Origin of the sequence: Paenibacillus sp. UNC499MF (assembly GCF_900107975.1) — a bacterium.
Classification (GTDB): domain Bacteria; phylum Bacillota; class Bacilli; order Paenibacillales; family NBRC-103111; genus Paenibacillus_F.
Genome location: NZ_FNVF01000008.1, coordinates 79,444 through 97,517, shown reverse-complemented (window position 1 = coordinate 97,517; position 18,074 = coordinate 79,444). Strand labels below are relative to the sequence as shown.

The window sequence follows — 18,074 nt, the reverse complement described above, 5'->3', positions numbered from 1 at the left end:
TACTACAGCTACACATTGAAAACGCTTTATTTTTATCGATCCGTTAAAAATTGCCCTGGCTAGGCGAAAAAAGCGTTTATGCCCGCCGGGGCCGCAACATGAACTTGAATCCGACAAGGAGGATGATTCCGTGACATCCGTATGGAACGGCTGGAAAAAAGGCTCTCTTTTGGCACTGGTTCTTCTGCTTGGTGTTATGACGTTTCCGGTATCCAGGAGCAATGCGGCTTCCCTGCTGACGATCGATTCCCACAGGGACGGTGGCCGTCTGGAAGTGGGTACGGTCAGGATCGGCGGTTCTTATGCGGGAGCTTACGAGGTCGAGCTGGTAATCAACGGTCAAAAAGCGGCGGATGCGCACATGGACGACCCCAACGGGGATGATGCGGGTACCTGGTATTATGACCTGGATACTACCGCATACGACGGGGAAGTCGAGCTGATCGCCAGGGCGAAGGATACGGCGACCCGGTATAACGCCTGGTCGGCCTACACCCGTCTGACGGTGGATAATCCGGCCGCGGGCGTGCCGCAGGTAACGATCGCGAGTCCCGCGGACCGTGACAAGGTAAGCGGCACTGCCGACGTAACGGTGAACGTTTACGGCGCGAATCCGGTTAAATCCGTGGAGGTGCGCATAAACGGCGGGAACTGGAAGCGGGCCGAGAAGAAAGGAAGCGGCTATCTCTACAAATGGGATACGAAGAAAACGGGAAGCCGCACGAACAGCATCGAGGCCCGGGCGACCGACGTGCGTGGCCATACGGGCCGGAGCCTGACGACGTACGTCCGCACAGGCGGAGGGCCGGAGCCGAAACCCGTCACCGTGCTGCCCCGCCAGGACCGCTCCATGTGGATCTGGGAGAACGCGTCCTACAATCTCATCCAGACGCCGGGTTCCCGGCAAGTACTCGATGCGATGGCGAAGGATACGAAGACGTTCGGCCAGGACCCCGTTACGACGCTGTATCTCGGGGTCGACAAATTAGGGGGCACCGACATGCTGGAGGATGAAAGGCCCAAGGTGCGGGATTTCGTACGATGGGCTCATGCCGAAGGATACCGCGTGCAGGCGCTGATAGCGGGAGGAACGGTTCCGCCGTACTTCGGAACTTATCCGCGATACAGGGAAGCGGCGCTGCGGGAATTCGAAAAGGTGCTGAACTACAACCTGGCTTCCGAAGCTGCGGAGCGGTTTGACGGAGTGAATGTGGACACGGAGCCGTATTCGCTGCCGGATTTTAAAACGAGCTACCCGGACGTTCAGATTCAATACCTCGATATGCTCGCCGCACTGATGGAGCGCAAAGACGCGTCGGGCTTGTTCCTGCCGGTCGGACCCGCCATCCCGAGATGGTACGATTCGTCCGACACGGCAAAAAGCATTACGTGGAACGGCTCCACGAAATGGCTGTCCGAGCATATCCAGGACACGGCGGACTATATCGCCATCATGGATTACCGGGATCAGGCCGAGGGCGGTGCCGGCATCATCCAGCAGGCGCAGGGAGAGATCGACTACGCCAATAAAATCGGCAAGCCGAACTCTGTCATCCTCGGCGTAGAGACCAAAGACATCGCGGACGGAGGCGATCCGGAAACGATCTCCTTCAGCGAAGAAGGGCGCTCCTACATGGAGCGGGAGCTGGATAAAGTGTACGCCGCGTTCGGGGGGAACGCCGCATTCGGCGGAATCGCGCTGCATCACTACGATACGCTGCGCGCGCTGCCTTCCGCCTGGGGGCCCGGTGCCCGCTTCTGGCAGCCGCCGGCCGACAACCGGCCTCCTTCGGCCGTGAAAGGCAGGCCGCAAGCGGCCGCATTCGACTACCAGCGGATCGATCTGGCCTACGGCCGGGCTTCCGATAACATGGAAGTCGAGGGCTACAAGATCTACCGGAGCACCGTGCGGGGATTCAAGCCTTCGCGTGAGCTGCTGGCCGGTACGGCGCGCGGCCTCTCGTTCCAGGACGGCGGGCTTCTGCCGGACACGGTGTACTACTACCGTGTAGCGGCTTTCGATGCGGCGGGGAACGAAGGCCCGGCCTCGCCGGAAGTATCCGCGAAGACGGGCGTCACGGACCTGAAGCCGATGATCGTGGACGGCATGCAGGTGACGTATGACGGCACGAAAGCTTCCGTCCGGCTGAAAACGGCGGACATGCGGACGGGCGAACCCGTCGCGGCCGCGGTCCACGGGCGGTTCACCCGGATGGGCGGCAAGTACGTGGACGGCCGGTCCGCATCCGACGGGACGTTCACCGCGGCGTCCGAGTCCGTTCAAGCCGCGTCCGGCGAGATCGGCTTCGCCCCGCGGCGGATCATGGCGGCCGGCTACTACTGGGCGCATGCCTACGACAAGCCCCGGGAAGCTTCGGCCGTCTGGGGCGGCGCGGAGAAGTAGGGCGGGCAGTCCGGGCTTCCGGCGCTAAGCGGCGTGGGTGAATCCGGGAGCACGCTGCGGCACTGCGCGGCGGCCCGCCGGATACCGGAGGCCGGTTGAGCCGGCGAACCGCATCCGCGAGGGCAGCTGTTTCACGAACTTTCAGCAAGCGGAGGATGCACCGAACGATGCACCGAGTGATACACCGAACGATGCTCCACAGGGCGCGAATTGCTGGCGTCACATAACGGCGGTCAGCCGCCGAATGAGCAACTTTATTTTGAAAAGACAAGGGGCTGAACAGAGAGATGAGAAGAAAAACTTGGACGACCGTACTCCTGTCCGCACTGACACTGGCAGTTGTGGGAGCGGGCTGTTCGAAAGGAACGGCTGAAACGACGGGGACGGGCGCAGGTTCCAAAGACAACGGCGGCAAGCCGGTCGAGATCCTGCTCGGTTATTATTCCGACGGGAAATCGGATGCGAAGATGAAAGAGCTGATCGACAAGTTTATGAAGAAGCACCCGGACATCAAAGTAAATACCCAGAGCGCGCCTTACGGACAGTTTTATCAGAAGCTCGATACGCAGATCGCGGCCGGGCAGGCGCCGGACGTATGGCTCTCGGACGGAGTTTATGTCATGAAATATGCCGAACGGGGCGCGGTTAAGGACCTCACCGAATGGATCGGCAAGGATTTGAAGAAGGACGACTATTACGGGCTGGATTTCAACAAAGACGCCAAAGGAAAGTACTGGGCCGTACCCCAGGGCATTCAGGTGGGGGCGCTCTTCTATAACAAGGATTTGTTCGACAAAGCTGGGGTCGCTTATCCCAATGAGGACTGGACGTGGGAAGACCTGAAGAAAAATGCGGCGCTGCTCACGCTTGACGCCAAGGGCAAGAAGGCGGACGAATCTGGCTTCGATCCGAAGAACGTCAACCAGTTCGGACTGACCTTCTTCAGCATTACGGAAGGCTGGTTCTCCGTGATGAAATCATACGGGGGCGGCGTCCTGGACGATACGGTCCAGAAGTCGGTCATTAACACTCCGCAGAATAAGCAGGCGTTCGAGTGGATGGTGGACGGCATGAAGAGGGGCATTATCACCGATCCCGTCGATCTGAAAAGCTTCCAGAGCTCTATGGCGGTATTCCCGAGCGGTTCCGCCGCGATGCGCATCGGCATCTACGCCCGCGTGCTGGCCGCCAACGAAGCGAAGCTGAACTACGATGTCACGCTGCTGCCCAAAGGACCCGACGGCAAGCGGGTATCGCCGGTTATCGCGAATTCCTGGGTCGTGAACCAGAAGTCGTCGGACGCCAAGGCGCAGGCGGCATGGGAATGGATCAAATACTGGGCGACGGAGGACGACGTCCAGAAGGAATGGGCGGCGCTCGGCGAAGCGATTCCGGTGAAGAAATCGGTCGCGAATTCCGACGTGTTCCTGAAAGCGGGCGAGAAGCCGGCTAACCGGAAGGCTTTCCTCGACAGCCTGGAATTTGCCAAAACGCTCGACAACAACGCCGTATGGGAAGAGTGGGTCGGCAAGTTTAACGAGAACGCCCAAAGGGCATTCCTTGGAGACGCTCCGATAGACGCCGCACTGGCGGATGCCGATAAGGCGGTGCAGAAGGTGCTGGATGATTTTTATAAGAAGTAAACCGCAATTTACGGAAGGGAGGATGGGCTTTCTATGAACGACACCGTAAGCGGCAAAGCCTATGCGAAAGCTCAAACCCCGGCAAAAAAGCTCAGACCGCTTGATCAGGAGGGGAAATGGGGACTGCTTCTCGTCTCCCCTTACCTGATTCACTTTATCATATTCGTGGCCGGGCCTCTTGTCGCTTCGCTCTATTTCAGCTTCTCGCAGTACGACATGATGAACCCGCCGAAATGGACGGGGCTGGACAATTACGGACGTCTGCTCGGGGACGAGCTTTTCTGGAAATCGCTGTGGAACACGCTGTATTTTGCGGTTCTGTTCGTTCCGGCCCAGACGATTCTGGCGCTGATTCTGGCCGTTGTGCTGAACCAGAAGCTGAAAGGGCTGAAGCTGTTCCGCATGGCCCATTTCATCCCGGTAATATCATCGTGGACGGTCATTTTGTACGTGTCGGACGCGATCTTTAATCCCCGTTTCGGCTTCGCCAACTCGATTCTGGCGTCGCTGGGGCTGGACCCGCAGCGCTGGCTGCAGGACGGGAAACTCGTGATCCCGCTGCTGGTTCTGATCGCCGTCTGGAAGGGGATCGGCTATATCATGGTGATTTATCTGGCGGGTCTTCAAAGCGTGCCCCAGGATTTGTACGAGGCCGCCGAAATAGACGGGGCGGGCACACTGCGCAAATTTCTGTCGATTACGTTTCCGCTCATATCCCCGACCACGTTCCTAGTCATCATTCTGAGCACGATCAGCACGTTCCAGGCTTTCGAGCAGGTGTATGTTCTGACAGGGGGCGGGGAAATGAGCTCCGCGGGCGGTCCGAACAACTCCAGCCTGGTTCTGATGCTGTACCTGTACCGCGAGGGCTTCACCTTCATGCGGATGGGCTATGCTTCGGCTATTGCCTGGGTACTGTTCATGATCCTGTTCACGCTAACCCTGATTCAGATGAAGGTGCAGAAGAAATGGGTCCACTACGATTGACCCTGTCTTGCGGAATGGACTTTAGTGCGGTTCCGCCGCCGGAAAGGAGACCCTAGTATGAAACATAAAAGACTGCCGACGATTCTCCGCTATACGGTCATTATCTTGTCGTCGCTGGTGATGCTCGTCCCGTTTGCGACGGCCCTGATGAATTCGCTCAAGACGTATAAGGAGTACACGTCCGTACCTCCGAAATGGATACCGGAAATTTTCCAGTGGTCGAATTACGCGGAGGTGCTGAAGCTCGGCAATATAGGCGGGTACACGCTGAACAGCTTTACCGTTGCCCTGCTTTCCGTAGTAGGGGCGCTGCTTTCGTGCTCCATGGTCGGCTACGCGTTCGCCAGACTCCGGTTTCCGATGAAGAACGCCCTGTTCGTCATGGTGCTCGGAACGATGATGATCCCGCCGGTCGTCATCATCATCCCTCATTTTATTATTTTCAATAAGCTGCAGATGCTCGATACGCTTACGCCGCTCTGGGTAATCGAGTGGCTCGCGCAGCCGTTCGGTATTTTCCTGATGAGGCAGGCGTTCATGAACATTCCGAAGGAGTACGAGGAATCCGCGAAGCTGGAGGGCTGCAACCCGATCCAGGTGTATTGGCGGATCTTCATGCCGATGGCGCGACCGACCTTGGCTACGCTGGCGATCTTTACGTTTATGGGCAAATGGAACGAAATTTTGACGCCGGTCATTTATTTGACCTCGAACGATAAGTTTACGCTTCCGATCGGAATTCTTTCGCTGGGCGGCCAGTGGTTCGGGAACGAACAGCTCATGGTTGCGGCCGCTCTGCTGAGTCTGGTGCCGATTCTGATCGTATTCCTGTTCGCGGAAAAATATTTCGTGCAGAACCACAGTGCCTCGGGCATTAAATGAAAGGAGACGGCTCTCTTATGAAAATCGCGGCATTCAGCGGCGCTCTCATGGAGTACAGCATTCAGGAAGCGATGAAAATCACGGCGGATCTCGGTTTCGACGGGATTGAAATCGCGTGCCGGGAGCCCCATTTATCGCCCCAGACGTCAATTCCGAGGGTGAAGGAGATCCGCAGGCTCGCCGATGAGCATGTACTGGACATCCCGGTGCTGGGCGGTTACATGGGGCGGTTCTCCGAATCGGGCGATTCCGAATGCGCAGCCGCTTACGACGAGTTTCTCGCCCTGCTGGAGCGGGCGGATTATCTGGAAACGGACATGATCCGGGTTTTTCCGGGAGGGCCCAACGCTTTCCTGGCTGCCGATTATCATTACGAGAAGGCGGCCCACTGGCTCAGAAAATGCGCGGAGGAGGCCCGCAGATACGAGAAGACGATCCTGCTGGAGATTCACAATGTGAGCCTGATCGAAACCGTGGAAAGCTCCCTCCGTCTGCTGGAGATGATCGGCGAAGACAATGTCGGGCTGATTCACGACGCGGGAAACATGTACATCAGCGACACCGATTTCGGCCGCGCTTCCGTGACGGGGCTGGGCAGCCGCCTGCAGCATGTCCATGTGAAGGACGAGAAAAGAATCCCCGCAGCGGGCGGGCCGGGAACGGGAACGTTCCGCAACGTCACCCGCCATGGGGAGGAGCATTTCCTCCAGTGCCGACTAGGCGAGGGGGAAGTGGATCACCGCGAGCTTTTCGAGGCGCTTGCGGAGACGGGTTACGGGGGCTGGGTGACGCTCGAATGCTTCGCCCCGTACCCACCTATCGAGCAGCTTGCCCATGACCGCGACGCGGTTCGGCAGCTGCTCCGGGAGGCGGCGGCATCGGCTGCGGTACGGACAACGACATCTGTACCGCGGAAACCGGTCGCAGCGTCGGCAGCGACAGCACCGGCGTCGACAGCAGCGCCTGCATCGGCCGCAGTGCCGGCATCGGAGGCACAGGCCTCCCCGGATGCATCGGCATCTCCAGCCTCTTCATCCGTGTCCGCTCCCGGCGGCAATTAGCTTATCATCGAAAGGGAAGTGACTTTCTTATGACAACACCGGTTACGGCGCAGCCAGTCCGGTTCGGCCTTATCGGCTGCGGCATCATCGCCGACATCCATGCCAAGGGAATCCGGGAGACGCCGGAAGCAGAATTGACCGCGGTGTACGACTTCGTGCCGGAGAACGCGGTCCGCTTCGGGCAGACCTACTCGGCGGCGGTCTACGGGAGCCTCGAAGAGATGCTCGCCCTCGACGATCTGGACGTGGTCTGCATCTGCACGCCGAGCGGGCTTCATGCCGGGCAGGCCGTGCAGGCCGCCAAAGCGGGCAAGCATGTTTTCGTCGAAAAGCCGATGGCCATTACCATGGCCGACTTCGACGAAATGGTCCGGGTCAGCCGCGAGAACGGCGTTCTCCTCTCGACGGTATTCCCCCGTCGGATGTCCCCGGCGGCCCGGTATGCCCGGGAGCTGATCCGGGAGGGACGGCTGGGCAAGCTCAGCCTCTGCTCGGGCTACGTGAACATTTACCGCAGCCAGGACTATTACGACAGCGCGGGCTGGCGCGGCACCTGGGCGATGGACGGGGGCGGGGCCATGATGAATCAGGGGATTCATACCGTAGACCTGCTCCAGTGGCTGGCGGGCCCCGTCGCTTCCCTGTACGGCAAAGCTAAGGCCGTCCTGAGGGATATCGAAGTGGAGGATACCGCGGTATCGGTGCTGCAGTTCGATAGCGGCGCTCTGGGCCTGCTTGAAATTACGACCACCGCGCACCTTGGGCCTGTGCACCGCGTCGAAATTCACGGGGAGAGGGGCTCCCTGGTGATTGAAGACGACGATATTGTGGCGCTTAAAATCGACGGTGAACCTGTGGAGCACCCGGAATTCGAACCGTTCAAGGTCATTCCCGACGGACACCGGATTCAGATCCGGGATATGGCTCTCGCAGTCCGGGAGGGCAGAGAGCCCCTTGTGCCGGGAACGGAGGGAAGGCATTCGCTGGAGCTCATACTGGGAACCTACGAATCCGCCCGGGCCGGCAGGGAAATCGCGTGCCAGGGCACTCCGGCCGGTTAAGCTTTTACTTGAAGTGACAGTCGTTTCTGCCGTTAACGGCGGGAAAAGACTTATAGAAGAGGATAGGAACAAACAGAAATTTTGTTTGTCCTATCTTTTTTTTGTGCGGAAATGACAAGAAGGTTATATAAAAATAGAAGAATCGGATTTTATGCAATCAAAAGCCTGACAGCAGCCATACACACTATTCCAACTATAACCGTAACGGATAAACTCTTCGTCCATACGGCCGCAGCAAGAGTCGGTACGATGGCCGTGAGAACGCTCCAGTCAATGGCCAGTAAGGATTCATCTTCCTTAATGAAACTCTCGACGATAAGTGCGGTAAAAATACAAACGGGAACATACGAAAGCCATTTGACTGCAACCTTCGGAAGTTTAATATTTCTTATCACGATAAACGGGATAATTCTTGGAAGGAAGGTTACGGCGGTACACCCTAAAATGATCCATAAAAAGGAGATCTGAATACTCATTTGTCTTTTACCACCCCGATAGTTGCAGCAATAATCGTTGATAAAATGATGGCTACATATGAAGGAACAAACATACACAGCACCAGCATCAATATAACGACATAAATAATTAAGGTTAAATAAAACTTCAACTTTCCATTGTTAACGGTTTGTAATTGCAGCACAAGCAGCGCCAAAAACATAGCGGTCAAAGAAAAATCCAAACCGAATACTTCGGGATTTGAAATCCATTTGCCGAAGAAAGCCCCCGACATACAAGATAAAACCCAGAAGATATACGCGGTTACATTCAGTCCATTCATCCATTGGACATTTATCGGTTCTCTTTTGGCAATCTTGTTCATGGCTACACCGAACGATTCATCCGTTACGAACGCTCCAACCCCGATATTTTTTAATAAAGAATATTTCGCAAAGCGGGGAGCCAATGCCATACTCAATAAAAAATTCCGTAGATTCACAACGAAAGTTGTAAATATAATGACTGAGAAAGGACTTCCCGAAACGAGTAAGGCACAAATAATAAATTGAGACGCTCCGGCGTAAACCAATGCCGATAAAAGGGTAACTTCTACTATACTTAGATTGGATGATACCCCGACAATGCCCATGGCAATTCCGATGCTGATATAGCCGAATAAAGTCGGAATGCAATCTTTTACGCCTTGGGAGAAGGTAGTGAGATTTTCTTCGTTAGTCATTTCATGAGATAATTCAGACATCGTTTCCCCACCTTTTTGTATGTTATATTGTATATTTGTATGCTATATTAAACAAAAAAGAGAGTCAAGGAGATGTTTTATGGAGTTTATTCAAAAGGTTATCGCCGATAATCTTGCCCAGTTGAGAAAAAAAAGAGGATTGAGCTTAGACAGCGTGGCGGAATTAACGGGAGTCAGTAAAGCGATGCTGGCTCAAATTGAAAACGGAAAATCGAATCCGACTGTCACCACTCTCTGGAAAATCGCCAATGGGCTGCACGTATCTTTTTCCGTTTTTTTAAAGGAAACGGATAAGCCGCAAATCGAAAAAATAAACATCAACCAGCTGAACCCGTTGATCGATGATGACGGAAACTATCTCGTGTATTCTCTGTTCCCCTTTAATCCGGAAAAGAAGTTTGAAGTTTTCACTGTAGACCTGAAACCCGGTTTTAGTCATGTGTCCGAAAAGCATCTAGGCGAGGAATATGTACTTATACAACGAGGCGTACTTACACTCGATATTCAGGGTGAGAAATTTGAATTAACCCCCGACGAAACGATTAAATTTAACGCGAATACCGAACATATTTATATTAATTCTACGGATGAACTGGTTAGATTTTATATCATTATCTCTTATCCCGATTAATAGCCTGGCACGAGTTCTTCATATAGCCCTTTATTAAAAAGCCAATTCATAATAAGCTACATAGGAATGGAAAATATCAACAACGGGTGAAGACACCGGGAAGGGAGAGACCGGGTTATGGAAGTACAGCCGCTGCTGCAAGTCGAGAAACTGGCTATGAAAAAAATGAAAATTTATAAGCAGAGCAAGCTCCGCTATTTATCCCGCTCCGCGCTGGCGAGCATGTTTATCGGATTCGGGGTGATCGTCGCGTTCAAGACGGGAAGCTTCTTCTATTTGGAGCATTCCCCGTTCACGTATCCGATGGCCGCGATCACTTTCGGAGCCGCGATCATTCTGATCTCGTACGGCGGCGGGGATCTTTTTACGGGAAATACGTTTTATTATACGTTTGCCGCATTGAGGCGGAAGCTCCGCTGGCCTGAGGTGATCCGGTTATGGCTGACAAGCTACGGGGGCAATATTCTCGGAGCCGTGGCGTTCGCGCTGCTCATTCTGGCGACGGGGCTTTTCAGGGAGCACGACGTGAACGGATTTCTGCTCAGCGTAGCGGAAAAAAAGATGAACGCGCCTACGCTTGAGCTTTTTTTCAGGGCGATTCTTTGTAACTGGCTTGTGTGTCTGGCTTTTTTTATTCCGATGTCGCTTAAAGGAGACGGGGCGAAGCTGTTCGCGATGATGCTTTTTGTCTTCTGCTTTTTCATTTCCGGTTACGAGCACAGCATTGCCAATATGTGTACATTCGCGATTGCGCTGGTGGTCGAGCATCCGGATACGATTTCCTGGAGCGGGGTTCTCCATAATCTGATTCCGGTGACGTTCGGCAACCTTATCGGAGGCGGTATTCTGATGGCGGTTATGTATCACTACGTGAACAAACCGTTCATGGACGAGCACGAAGAAGCTTAACCGCGAACAGCAGAGCATGAAGCTTTACGGAAGCGCAGTGGAGCTGGGAGCAGCGCGCCGTCGCTTGCGCTTCTTCAGGGGCGCTCGGGCGGACGCCGCATTGCAAGCCCGGAACGCGAATGTCCGGGGTTCTGCGCAGCCGCTCTCTCAAAAAGGCTCACCCCGATTGGCGGGCGTGAGCCTTTTTGTGCGGCAGCCCCGGCCCGGCAGCCCCGGCCCGGCAGCCCCGTCCCGGCAGCCCCGTCCCGGCAGCCCCGTCCCGGCAGCCCCGTCCCGGCAGCGCCGGGACAGCGTGCCCGCGGGCACAAAAAAACCTCCTTAACCGCGTAAACGGTTAAGGAGGTTTATGAACTGGGCCGATACTCCCCGCCGGGAAATATCAGCCCGAAGAGCCGTGCGGGCGCGTTACTGCGCGGTGTATCCGCCGTCCACGAGCAGCGTCGTGCCGGTCACGAAGGAAGCGTCGTCGCTGGCGAGGAACAGCACCGCTTTCGCGACCTCTTCCGGCTTGCCGAGGCGTCCCATCGGATGCAGAGCCGTCAGGTGATCCGTGATGGCCTGGGTGCGTCCGGCGATCAGCGGCGTATCGATATAGCCGGGGCATACGGCGTTCACGCGAATGCCGTGCTGCGCATAGTCGATGCCCAGCGTCTGCGTGAGGAGCTTCACGCCGCCTTTCGCGGAAGCGTACGCGGTAACGCCGGCTTTGCCGACGTGGCTGTGAATGGAGCCGCAGTTGACGATCGCGCCTCCGGTGCCTTGGGCGAGCATCTGCTCCAGCGCGTATTTGTCGCTGAGGAAGACGCCCGACAGGTTGATGTCGATGGTCTTCTGCCAAGCTTCCCAGCTCAGCTTGTCGGCGGGGCCGTCCTTGGCAATGCCCGCATTGGCAAATAAAATATCCAGCTTGCCGTATTGCTTGACCGTTTCGGCAACCATATGTTTAACGTCGTCTTCTTTGGTGACGTCGGTTTTGATGAACAGGGCGTCGCGGCCCTCCGCTTTCAGCTCGTCGGCTACGGTCTGACCGCGGTCGGAAAAGTCCGCGATAACGACTTTTGCGCCTTCCTGCGCAAACAAGCGAACCGTCGCTTCCCCGATTCCGCTGGCGCCGCCGGTTACGATAGCTACTTTATCGGTAAATCTCATGAGGTATCTCTCCGTTTCTCAAGTAGGGTGAACGGTCGTTAAGGGCCGTGAAAATCCAAGAGGTCCTGCCACGCGGGCAAGTCCTCATCATCTTGCTTTTATTGTATCTCTTTTATTCCTATAGAACTATTTAAACTTAGTAAGCTATACTTAAGCCGTGCTTAAGGAAGGAGGCGGAATTTTGCATCTGGAGCAGCTGGAATATATCGTCGAAGTGGCGAAAACGGGTTCGATCACAAGCGCCGCGCGCAATCTGCACGTCTCCTTGTCCGCGGTCAGCCAGTCCATTACTCACCTGGAAGGCGAGCTCGGAGTCGTTCTGTTCGCGCGCTCGCGGATGGGCGCGGTTCCGACGGCCGAAGGCCGGGTCATCGTCCGCAAAGCGTTCGAAGTGCTGAGCAAGCTCGACGAGCTTAAAGAAGCCGCGCGGGGCTGGGGCGAAACGCTGAGCGGTGAGCTTCGGATGGGAACCATTCCGGGGCCGATGTCTCTTCTGGTCGATGCCGTCGCGGGGTTCAAGAAAGACTATCCGCTGGTGCGGATGGAGATCGCGGAGAAAGGCTCGCAGGAAATTCTCGATGATATCCGCCACAACCGGCTGGACATCGGCTTTATCATTTTGTTCGAAAGTCTGCTCAAAAAGAGCGAGGGTCTGGCCTTCGAGCGGCTGCTGGAAGGAAAGATGGTCGTCGGCATGAGCGTTAAATCTCCCTTGGCATACAGGGGAGCCGTTACGCCCGAGATGCTCCGCACCCAGCCCGTCGTGCTGTATAACGATGAGTATGTAAAATGGTTTATGAACCGGTTCGCCGCGGAGCACGGCGAGGTGGACATTTTATTCACGACGAACAACACGGACGCCATCCGCAAGGCGGTGGAAGAACAGAACGCGGTCACCGTGGGGATGGATTACTCCTTCCGGCGGGAATGGGCTCCTTTGTTCACGGAAGTCGACATGATGACGGCGGAGCTGGAATTCAAGGCAGGCCAGCCGGTTTATCTGGGCTGGGTGCGTTCGGAAGGGCGCCATTTCTCACGGGTTTCCAAGACGTTTGTGGAGCGGCTGAGAAGCGGTCTTGAGTAAAACCGGCTCGTCTTGTGTCCCGTCCCTGAGGACTCACGGCAGGATAGGGGAGGATACGGGAGGATGTTTCCGAACTTCCCCGCTCAGTACGGCTCTTCGGGGGTGAGTGCGGGTGAGCCTTCGTCAGGGGAGCTGAGTCCGTTTTCCAAAACCGGCTTCGTTCTATATACTTAGAAGGGTGTTTTACACACGAAATAAACGAACCGGGAGTTGACTTGGATTGACGTATGCGAAAATGTTGGGAAGACGCAGTGAGATTTTAAAGCGTACCATCGGAGACATGATTGCAAAAGACAATACGAAAGGTCTCGGTATGCAGGAAAGCAGCTTTCTGAGAACCATGATCAAAGAGCTGCATCAAAATGAATATGAACTTCAAAGAAACTCGTGAACCTTCCACAAATCCTTGCAAATGGCCAATAAAGGAGAGGAAGACACCAAGCCCGCTTCCGGGACTTGGTGTCTTTCGCTTGAGAGAGGAAATCGTCCGTCATGAATATGAAAATAATCGGTGTAGCGCTCTACATCATGCTCGTTTACGGAATTTCGAAGCACTACCCGGCTATGCACGGACTGTTTTTTCCGGCGCTGGGAGCTTTCAGCTTCCTGTTTATTTCCCGGCCCTTCAATGTGAAAGCAATGAGTTCCATTTCGGCGGGAGCGGTGCTGGCCTCGGTTATCGGCACCCTGATTTACCACCTCATTCCCGGCATCTTCGCGCTTTTCGTCAACACGCTGGTCATCATCTGGCTAAACAAGGTTAAATGGAACGCGCCTCCGATTCTCGCCGTCTCCCTGATCCCCTTTTTTACGGTGACTCCCCGCATCTGGGACGTACCGCTCGCCGTCGCCTTGTCTCTGGCAGGGCTGACGGTGACGCTGCTGGCTGCCGATTTTGTACATAAGCTGCTGATGGTGACCTTCCGGGGCGGAAGCAAGCTCGCGCCCGGTTCCGAAGAAGCCGCCGGGTAACATTGTGCCGGGAACAAGCGGGGAAATTGGTGGAAAAACGCCGGTTTCGGACACGTGCCACGAACGAGCTCCGGACGAGCCCCGACCCGCAAATCGAATAAGCAGGCGTTCTCTTCTTGGGCCGCCTGCAGGCAATAGAAAGACGCACGGCCTACCTGCCGGGCGTCTTTTCTGTGCGCTTTTACAGGGGCATCATCCGCCGTAAGCGGACATAAAATGTGAAAACGGTTTATTGGTACTGTTTTCGGAGAAAAAATTTAAAGTTCCCTATTTACAGAACTGAAAAATCCTCCTATAATGGCGATAAGATTAATCCCTACTTAACCAATGGGATATTAAGAAATTAGCATTCGGATGGGATACAGCCGAAAAACGGGGAGGAACTATATCATGAAAAAAAGAGCTTCATACGCTGTCAGTCTGATTTTGGCCGCTTCACTGGCCTTGTCGGCTTGCAGCAGCTCCGGGACACCGGGCGCATCGGAAGCGCCGAAAACAGACGATCAGGCCAAACAGCAGACGGGCGCGGATCAGTTCATTGCCGCTTCCGACAAATCCAAATCACCGGCAGCCGCAACGGCCAGGAAAGATACGGTCGTAGTTACACTTACGGAACCTGGCGGCGTGTTCAATCCATACTTCTATCACAACGGCTACGACGGCAACGTAACCTCCGTCATGTTCTCGCCGCTGGTCGACATCGACGAAACCGGCAAACCGATCCCGGCGCTGGCCGAGAAATGGGACATCTCCCAGGACGGACTGAAGTATACGTTTCATCTGAAGAAAGACTTGAAGTTCAGCGACGGTTCCCCGTTGACTGCGGATGACGTGGCGTTCACCCTTAGCGTTCTCTACGACAAAGCGTACGACGGCGAAACCGATATTACGGAAACGGCCGTTAAAGGCGGTCAGGCCTACAAAGAGGGCAAAGCCTCCACAATCGAAGGCATCAAGGTAGTCGATCCGCAAACGATCGAAATCACGACGGAGAAGGCTAACGCAAGAGCGCTTCTGCTGCTGGGCGGTCAGGTTCTGTCCAAAGCTTACTACGGCAAAAACTACACGCCGGGCAACCTCGAATACATAAAAACACTTCATTCCAAACCGTTAGGAACGGGCCCGTACAACCTGGAGAAGTTCATTCCGGGACAGGAAGTCCGCTTCATCGCGAACGAAAACTACTTCGGCGGCAAGCCGGCCGTGGAACATTTTATTTATAAAACGACCTCCGGCGACGCAACCCAGTTTTTCCAAACCGGGGAAGTGGATTACAGCTCTTATCCGGCCAACGACGACAGCCTGGAGCTTCTCAAAGGCCTCGGCTACGCGAACGTAAACATTTATACGTCGACGGCTTACAGCTTTATCAAGTTCAACCACAGCAAGCCGATTTTTAAAGATAAAAACGTCCGTCAGGCGTTCATTTACGGCCTAGACCGCGAGAAAATCGTCGCAGCCGCCTTCCAGGGCTACGGCCAAGTTGCGAACGTGCCGATTTCACCCGCCTCCTGGGCTTATACCGAGGACGGGGTCAATACGTTCAAGTTCGATCCGGAAAAAGCGAAGAAGCTGCTCGACGATGCGGGCTGGAAACCGGGAGCCGACGGCATCCGGGAGAAAGACGGTGTGAAGCTGGTGGCTCACTACTTCACGACAAAAGGCGCCCTCAGCGACGTGCTCGTTCCGATTGCCAAAGAGAATTACAAGGATATCGGCATCCAGCTTGAAACCGAACTAATGGACTACAACGCTCTGCTGGCGAGAACAAGCAAAGGCGATCACGATCTGGCTTCCTTCTCGACCACGCTGCTGCCCGATCCGTCCGACGGGGTCATCAGCTTCTACTCCAAGAACAAAAGCAGCTTCACCGATACGAACGGCTATGCGAATCCGAAAGTGGATGAGCTGATCGAGAAAGGAATTTCTTCCTTTGACATCGAGCAGAGAAAAGCGACTTATAAAGAGCTATACAAGGAACTGTCCGACGATCCGCCGTTTATTTTCCTGACGTACCGGAAAATCATTTCCGCGCATAACGCGAGAATCCAGGGCTTCAAACCGAACGGCTACACGGGGATTTCCTCCAACCTGTCTAAGCTGAAGATCGAGTAGTCTTTTCCATCCTATCAATAGCGGAAAGAGTCATGCCCAGCTGACAGGCTGGGCATCTTTCTTGGGAGGTAAACAATGAAGTCTTACGTAATCAAACGATTGATTTATATGCTGATCACCCTGATCGGGGCCTCTATGCTTATTTTTATGCTGTATGCGCTGACGCCCGGCGACTTCGTCGATTCCAATCCGAAGCTGTCGATGGAGCGCAAGATCGAGCTGAAAGAGCTGTATGGGCTGGATAAACCGGTCGTCGAGCGATATTTTATCTGGCTGGGCAATCTGGTGAAGGGCGATTTGGGATTCTCGCTGCAGTATCAGCAGTCGGTAACCTCGTTGGTCGTCAGTTTTATCGGAAATTCTTTTCTGATCGCGTTTACCTCGATGATTTTCACGTGGCTGATCGCAATAGCGATCGGGGTTTTCTCGGCTACGAAGCAGTATTCCTGGTTTGACGCCCTCATTACGTTTCTGGTCTTCGCCGCCATGTCGCTTCCGGCTTTTTTCGTGGGGCTGCTCATTATTAAGCTGCTTGCGGTCGACCTCGGCTGGTTTCCGCCGGGAGGCAAAATCACGACCGGCAGCACGTCGACCGGCCTTGCCTACATATGGGAAGTTATCCGCCACATGGCTCTGCCGGTGGCTGTTCTGACGATGCTCAGCGTCGGTTCGCTGACCCGGTATTTCCGGACGAATCTGCTTGAGGTCATCAAGCAGGATTTTATCCGGACCGCCAGAGCCAAAGGGCTCAAGGAGAAGACGGTCGTTTACAAGCACGCGCTGCGCAATGCGCTGCTGCCCGCCATCACCCTGCTCGGCTTCGAGATTCCTTCCTTGTTCGGAGGAGCGATCATCACGGAGAAAATTTTTAACTGGCCGGGGATCGGACAGGTGTATATGCAGGCATTTTCCGTACGGGATTATCCGGTTCTGATGGGGTTCACGATCTTTATCGCGACCTTGACCGTGATCAGCAATCTGATCGCCGATCTTCTCTACCGCGTGGCGGACCCGCGCGTAAGATTGAAATAGGAGGGCTCTTGCATGTCAGTTACCGCTCAACATCCGTTAAATCCGGCCGCGGTCCAGCCGTCGGCTCCGAAGTCTTCTTTGTGGAAACAGTCGTTTCTGAGACTGAGGAAGAACAAGATGGCCATGCTCGGTCTGGGCGTTCTGATTTTTATATTTCTGCTGTGCTTCATCGGCCCGTTTTTCTCTCCGTACAGCTCCGGCAAAGTGGACGCCGGTCTGATTAAGGCGCCGCCGAGTCTGAAGCACTGGCTCGGTACGGACCAGCTGGGCCGCGACATTCTGACCCGGCTTATGCAGGCGGGCCGGATCTCGCTTACGGTGGGCCTCGCCTCCATGGTGCTGTCCGTCCTGATCGGATCGGTGCTCGGCATTCTCGCGGGTTTTTATCGTGGAATCGTCGATCAAGTCATTATGCGCGTCGCCGACGTGCTGATGACGATTCCCGAACTGCCGATGCTGTTCATTATGGGCGCCGTCCTGTCCGAATGGAAAGTGCCCTCCGATTACCGGCTGTATATCGTCATGATCATGCTCAGCCTGGTGGGCTGGCCGGGACTCGCCCGAATGGTGCGCAGCCAGATTCTGGGCCTGCGCGAACGCGAATTCATCCAGGCCGCCGATGCCCTCGGCCTGAGGGACCGGCGCAAACTGTTCCATCATTTGCTGCCGAATACGGTTCCGCTGCTGATCGTCGTCGCGACGCTGCGGGTAGGCGGGGCCATCATCGGTGAGTCGACGCTGAGCTACTTCGGGCTCGGCGTCGTACCTCCGACGGCCTCTTGGGGGAACATGATCGACGCGGCCAATTCGCTGATCGATTTCCAGAAGCGGCCGTGGCTGTGGGCGCCTCCGGGCTTCGCCATCTTTATCACGGTCATTGCCGTGAATTTGCTTGGTGACGGTCTGAGAGATGCCATGGATCCGAAAATGAAAAGCAGGTGAGCGT

The 18,074-nt window shown here is 55.3% G+C and carries 16 protein-coding genes; 13 read left to right on the top strand and 3 right to left on the bottom strand.

All coding sequences use genetic code 11. The annotated features are described in order from the left end of the window. Window positions 1-130: 130 nt before the first annotated feature. From C4S74_RS17615 to C4S74_RS17590, 6 genes are all read left to right on the top strand, one after another. Window positions 131-2,404 (top strand): Ig-like domain-containing protein, encoded by a 2,274-nt coding sequence (locus tag C4S74_RS17615; RefSeq protein ID WP_103996605.1) that lies wholly within the window; start codon window positions 131-133, stop codon window positions 2,402-2,404. Between the two features lie 287 nt (window positions 2,405-2,691). Continuing rightward, window positions 2,692-4,047, top strand: a complete 1,356-nt coding sequence (locus tag C4S74_RS17610) for a sugar ABC transporter substrate-binding protein (RefSeq protein ID WP_103996604.1) — start codon at window positions 2,692-2,694, stop codon at window positions 4,045-4,047. A gap of 33 nt (window positions 4,048-4,080) precedes the next feature. Further along, the gene (locus C4S74_RS17605) at window positions 4,081-5,034 is read left to right on the top strand and encodes a carbohydrate ABC transporter permease (protein ID WP_103996603.1); all 954 of its coding nucleotides are present in this window, start codon (window positions 4,081-4,083) and stop codon (window positions 5,032-5,034) included. Window positions 5,035-5,091: 57 nt separating this feature from the next. Further along, entirely contained in the window at window positions 5,092-5,916 is an 825-nt protein-coding gene (locus C4S74_RS17600; RefSeq protein ID WP_103996602.1) for a carbohydrate ABC transporter permease, read from the top strand. A gap of 17 nt (window positions 5,917-5,933) precedes the next feature. Beyond that, window positions 5,934-6,977: a sugar phosphate isomerase/epimerase gene (locus C4S74_RS17595; RefSeq protein ID WP_258042519.1), complete on the top strand. Its 1,044-nt coding sequence runs from the start codon at window positions 5,934-5,936 to the stop codon at window positions 6,975-6,977. A gap of 29 nt (window positions 6,978-7,006) precedes the next feature. After that, window positions 7,007-8,038 (top strand): Gfo/Idh/MocA family protein, encoded by a 1,032-nt coding sequence (locus tag C4S74_RS17590; protein ID WP_103996601.1) that lies wholly within the window; start codon window positions 7,007-7,009, stop codon window positions 8,036-8,038. 149 nt (window positions 8,039-8,187) lie between these two features. Here the strand turns inward: C4S74_RS17590 and C4S74_RS17585 are convergent, their stop codons facing one another. Then, window positions 8,188-8,514, bottom strand: coding sequence for an AzlD domain-containing protein (locus C4S74_RS17585; protein ID WP_103996600.1), 327 nt, complete (start codon window positions 8,512-8,514; stop codon window positions 8,188-8,190). Further along, on the bottom strand, window positions 8,511-9,236 hold the full coding sequence (locus C4S74_RS17580) for an AzlC family ABC transporter permease (protein WP_103996599.1): 726 nt from the start codon (window positions 9,234-9,236) through the stop codon (window positions 8,511-8,513). Before C4S74_RS17580 ends, C4S74_RS17585 begins: the two co-directional genes overlap by 4 nt. 79 nt (window positions 9,237-9,315) lie before the next feature. On the opposite strand from C4S74_RS17580, the gene C4S74_RS17575 reads away from it, so the two are divergent. Beyond that, window positions 9,316-9,867, top strand: a complete 552-nt coding sequence (locus C4S74_RS17575; RefSeq protein ID WP_103996598.1) for a helix-turn-helix domain-containing protein — start codon at window positions 9,316-9,318, stop codon at window positions 9,865-9,867. 117 nt (window positions 9,868-9,984) lie between these two features. Then, window positions 9,985-10,776, top strand: coding sequence for a formate/nitrite transporter family protein (locus tag C4S74_RS17570; protein ID WP_103996597.1), 792 nt, complete (start codon window positions 9,985-9,987; stop codon window positions 10,774-10,776). Window positions 10,777-11,181: 405 nt separating this feature from the next. Here C4S74_RS17570 and C4S74_RS17565 read toward each other — a convergent pair whose 3' ends face one another. Continuing rightward, window positions 11,182-11,925, bottom strand: coding sequence for an SDR family NAD(P)-dependent oxidoreductase (locus tag C4S74_RS17565; RefSeq protein WP_103996596.1), 744 nt, complete (start codon window positions 11,923-11,925; stop codon window positions 11,182-11,184). A 181-nt stretch (window positions 11,926-12,106) separates the two neighbouring features. On the opposite strand from C4S74_RS17565, the gene C4S74_RS17560 reads away from it, so the two are divergent. From C4S74_RS17560 to opp4C, 5 genes are all read left to right on the top strand, one after another. Continuing rightward, complete coding sequence (locus C4S74_RS17560; protein WP_103996595.1) at window positions 12,107-13,009, top strand: LysR family transcriptional regulator; 903 nt, start codon at window positions 12,107-12,109, stop codon at window positions 13,007-13,009. 492 nt (window positions 13,010-13,501) lie between these two features. Further along, a complete protein-coding gene (locus C4S74_RS17555) occupies window positions 13,502-13,981 on the top strand; it encodes a hypothetical protein (protein ID WP_103996594.1) in 480 nt (159 codons plus the stop codon). Between the two features lie 390 nt (window positions 13,982-14,371). Then, window positions 14,372-16,096 carry an ABC transporter substrate-binding protein gene (locus C4S74_RS17550; RefSeq protein WP_103996593.1) on the top strand — a complete coding sequence of 575 codons (1,725 nt, stop codon included), beginning with the start codon at window positions 14,372-14,374 and terminating at the stop codon, window positions 16,094-16,096. A gap of 75 nt (window positions 16,097-16,171) precedes the next feature. After that, window positions 16,172-17,128, top strand: coding sequence for an ABC transporter permease (locus C4S74_RS17545; RefSeq protein WP_103996592.1), 957 nt, complete (start codon window positions 16,172-16,174; stop codon window positions 17,126-17,128). A gap of 12 nt (window positions 17,129-17,140) precedes the next feature. Continuing rightward, window positions 17,141-18,070 (top strand): oligopeptide ABC transporter permease, encoded by a 930-nt coding sequence (gene opp4C, locus C4S74_RS17540; protein ID WP_103996591.1) that lies wholly within the window; start codon window positions 17,141-17,143, stop codon window positions 18,068-18,070. Window positions 18,071-18,074: the final 4 nt, after the last annotated feature.

Bases quoted from the DNA above. Each gene is read 5' to 3' on its own strand.
- C4S74_RS17610 (WP_103996604.1), top strand. From the start codon at position 2,692: ATGAGAAGAAAAACTTGGACGACCGTACTCCTGTCCGCACTGACACTG.
- C4S74_RS17605 (WP_103996603.1), top strand. From the start codon at position 4,081: ATGAACGACACCGTAAGCGGCAAAGCCTATGCGAAAGCTCAAACCCCG.
- C4S74_RS17600 (WP_103996602.1), top strand. From the start codon at position 5,092: ATGAAACATAAAAGACTGCCGACGATTCTCCGCTATACGGTCATTATC.
- C4S74_RS17595 (WP_258042519.1), top strand. From the start codon at position 5,934: ATGAAAATCGCGGCATTCAGCGGCGCTCTCATGGAGTACAGCATTCAG.
- C4S74_RS17590 (WP_103996601.1), top strand. From the start codon at position 7,007: ATGACAACACCGGTTACGGCGCAGCCAGTCCGGTTCGGCCTTATCGGC.
- C4S74_RS17585 (WP_103996600.1), bottom strand. From the start codon at position 8,514: ATGAGTATTCAGATCTCCTTTTTATGGATCATTTTAGGGTGTACCGCC.
- C4S74_RS17580 (WP_103996599.1), bottom strand. From the start codon at position 9,236: ATGTCTGAATTATCTCATGAAATGACTAACGAAGAAAATCTCACTACC.
- C4S74_RS17575 (WP_103996598.1), top strand. From the start codon at position 9,316: ATGGAGTTTATTCAAAAGGTTATCGCCGATAATCTTGCCCAGTTGAGA.
- C4S74_RS17570 (WP_103996597.1), top strand. From the start codon at position 9,985: ATGGAAGTACAGCCGCTGCTGCAAGTCGAGAAACTGGCTATGAAAAAA.
- C4S74_RS17565 (WP_103996596.1), bottom strand. From the start codon at position 11,925: ATGAGATTTACCGATAAAGTAGCTATCGTAACCGGCGGCGCCAGCGGA.
- C4S74_RS17555 (WP_103996594.1), top strand. From the start codon at position 13,502: ATGAATATGAAAATAATCGGTGTAGCGCTCTACATCATGCTCGTTTAC.
- C4S74_RS17550 (WP_103996593.1), top strand. From the start codon at position 14,372: ATGAAAAAAAGAGCTTCATACGCTGTCAGTCTGATTTTGGCCGCTTCA.
- C4S74_RS17545 (WP_103996592.1), top strand. From the start codon at position 16,172: ATGAAGTCTTACGTAATCAAACGATTGATTTATATGCTGATCACCCTG.
- opp4C (WP_103996591.1), top strand. From the start codon at position 17,141: ATGTCAGTTACCGCTCAACATCCGTTAAATCCGGCCGCGGTCCAGCCG.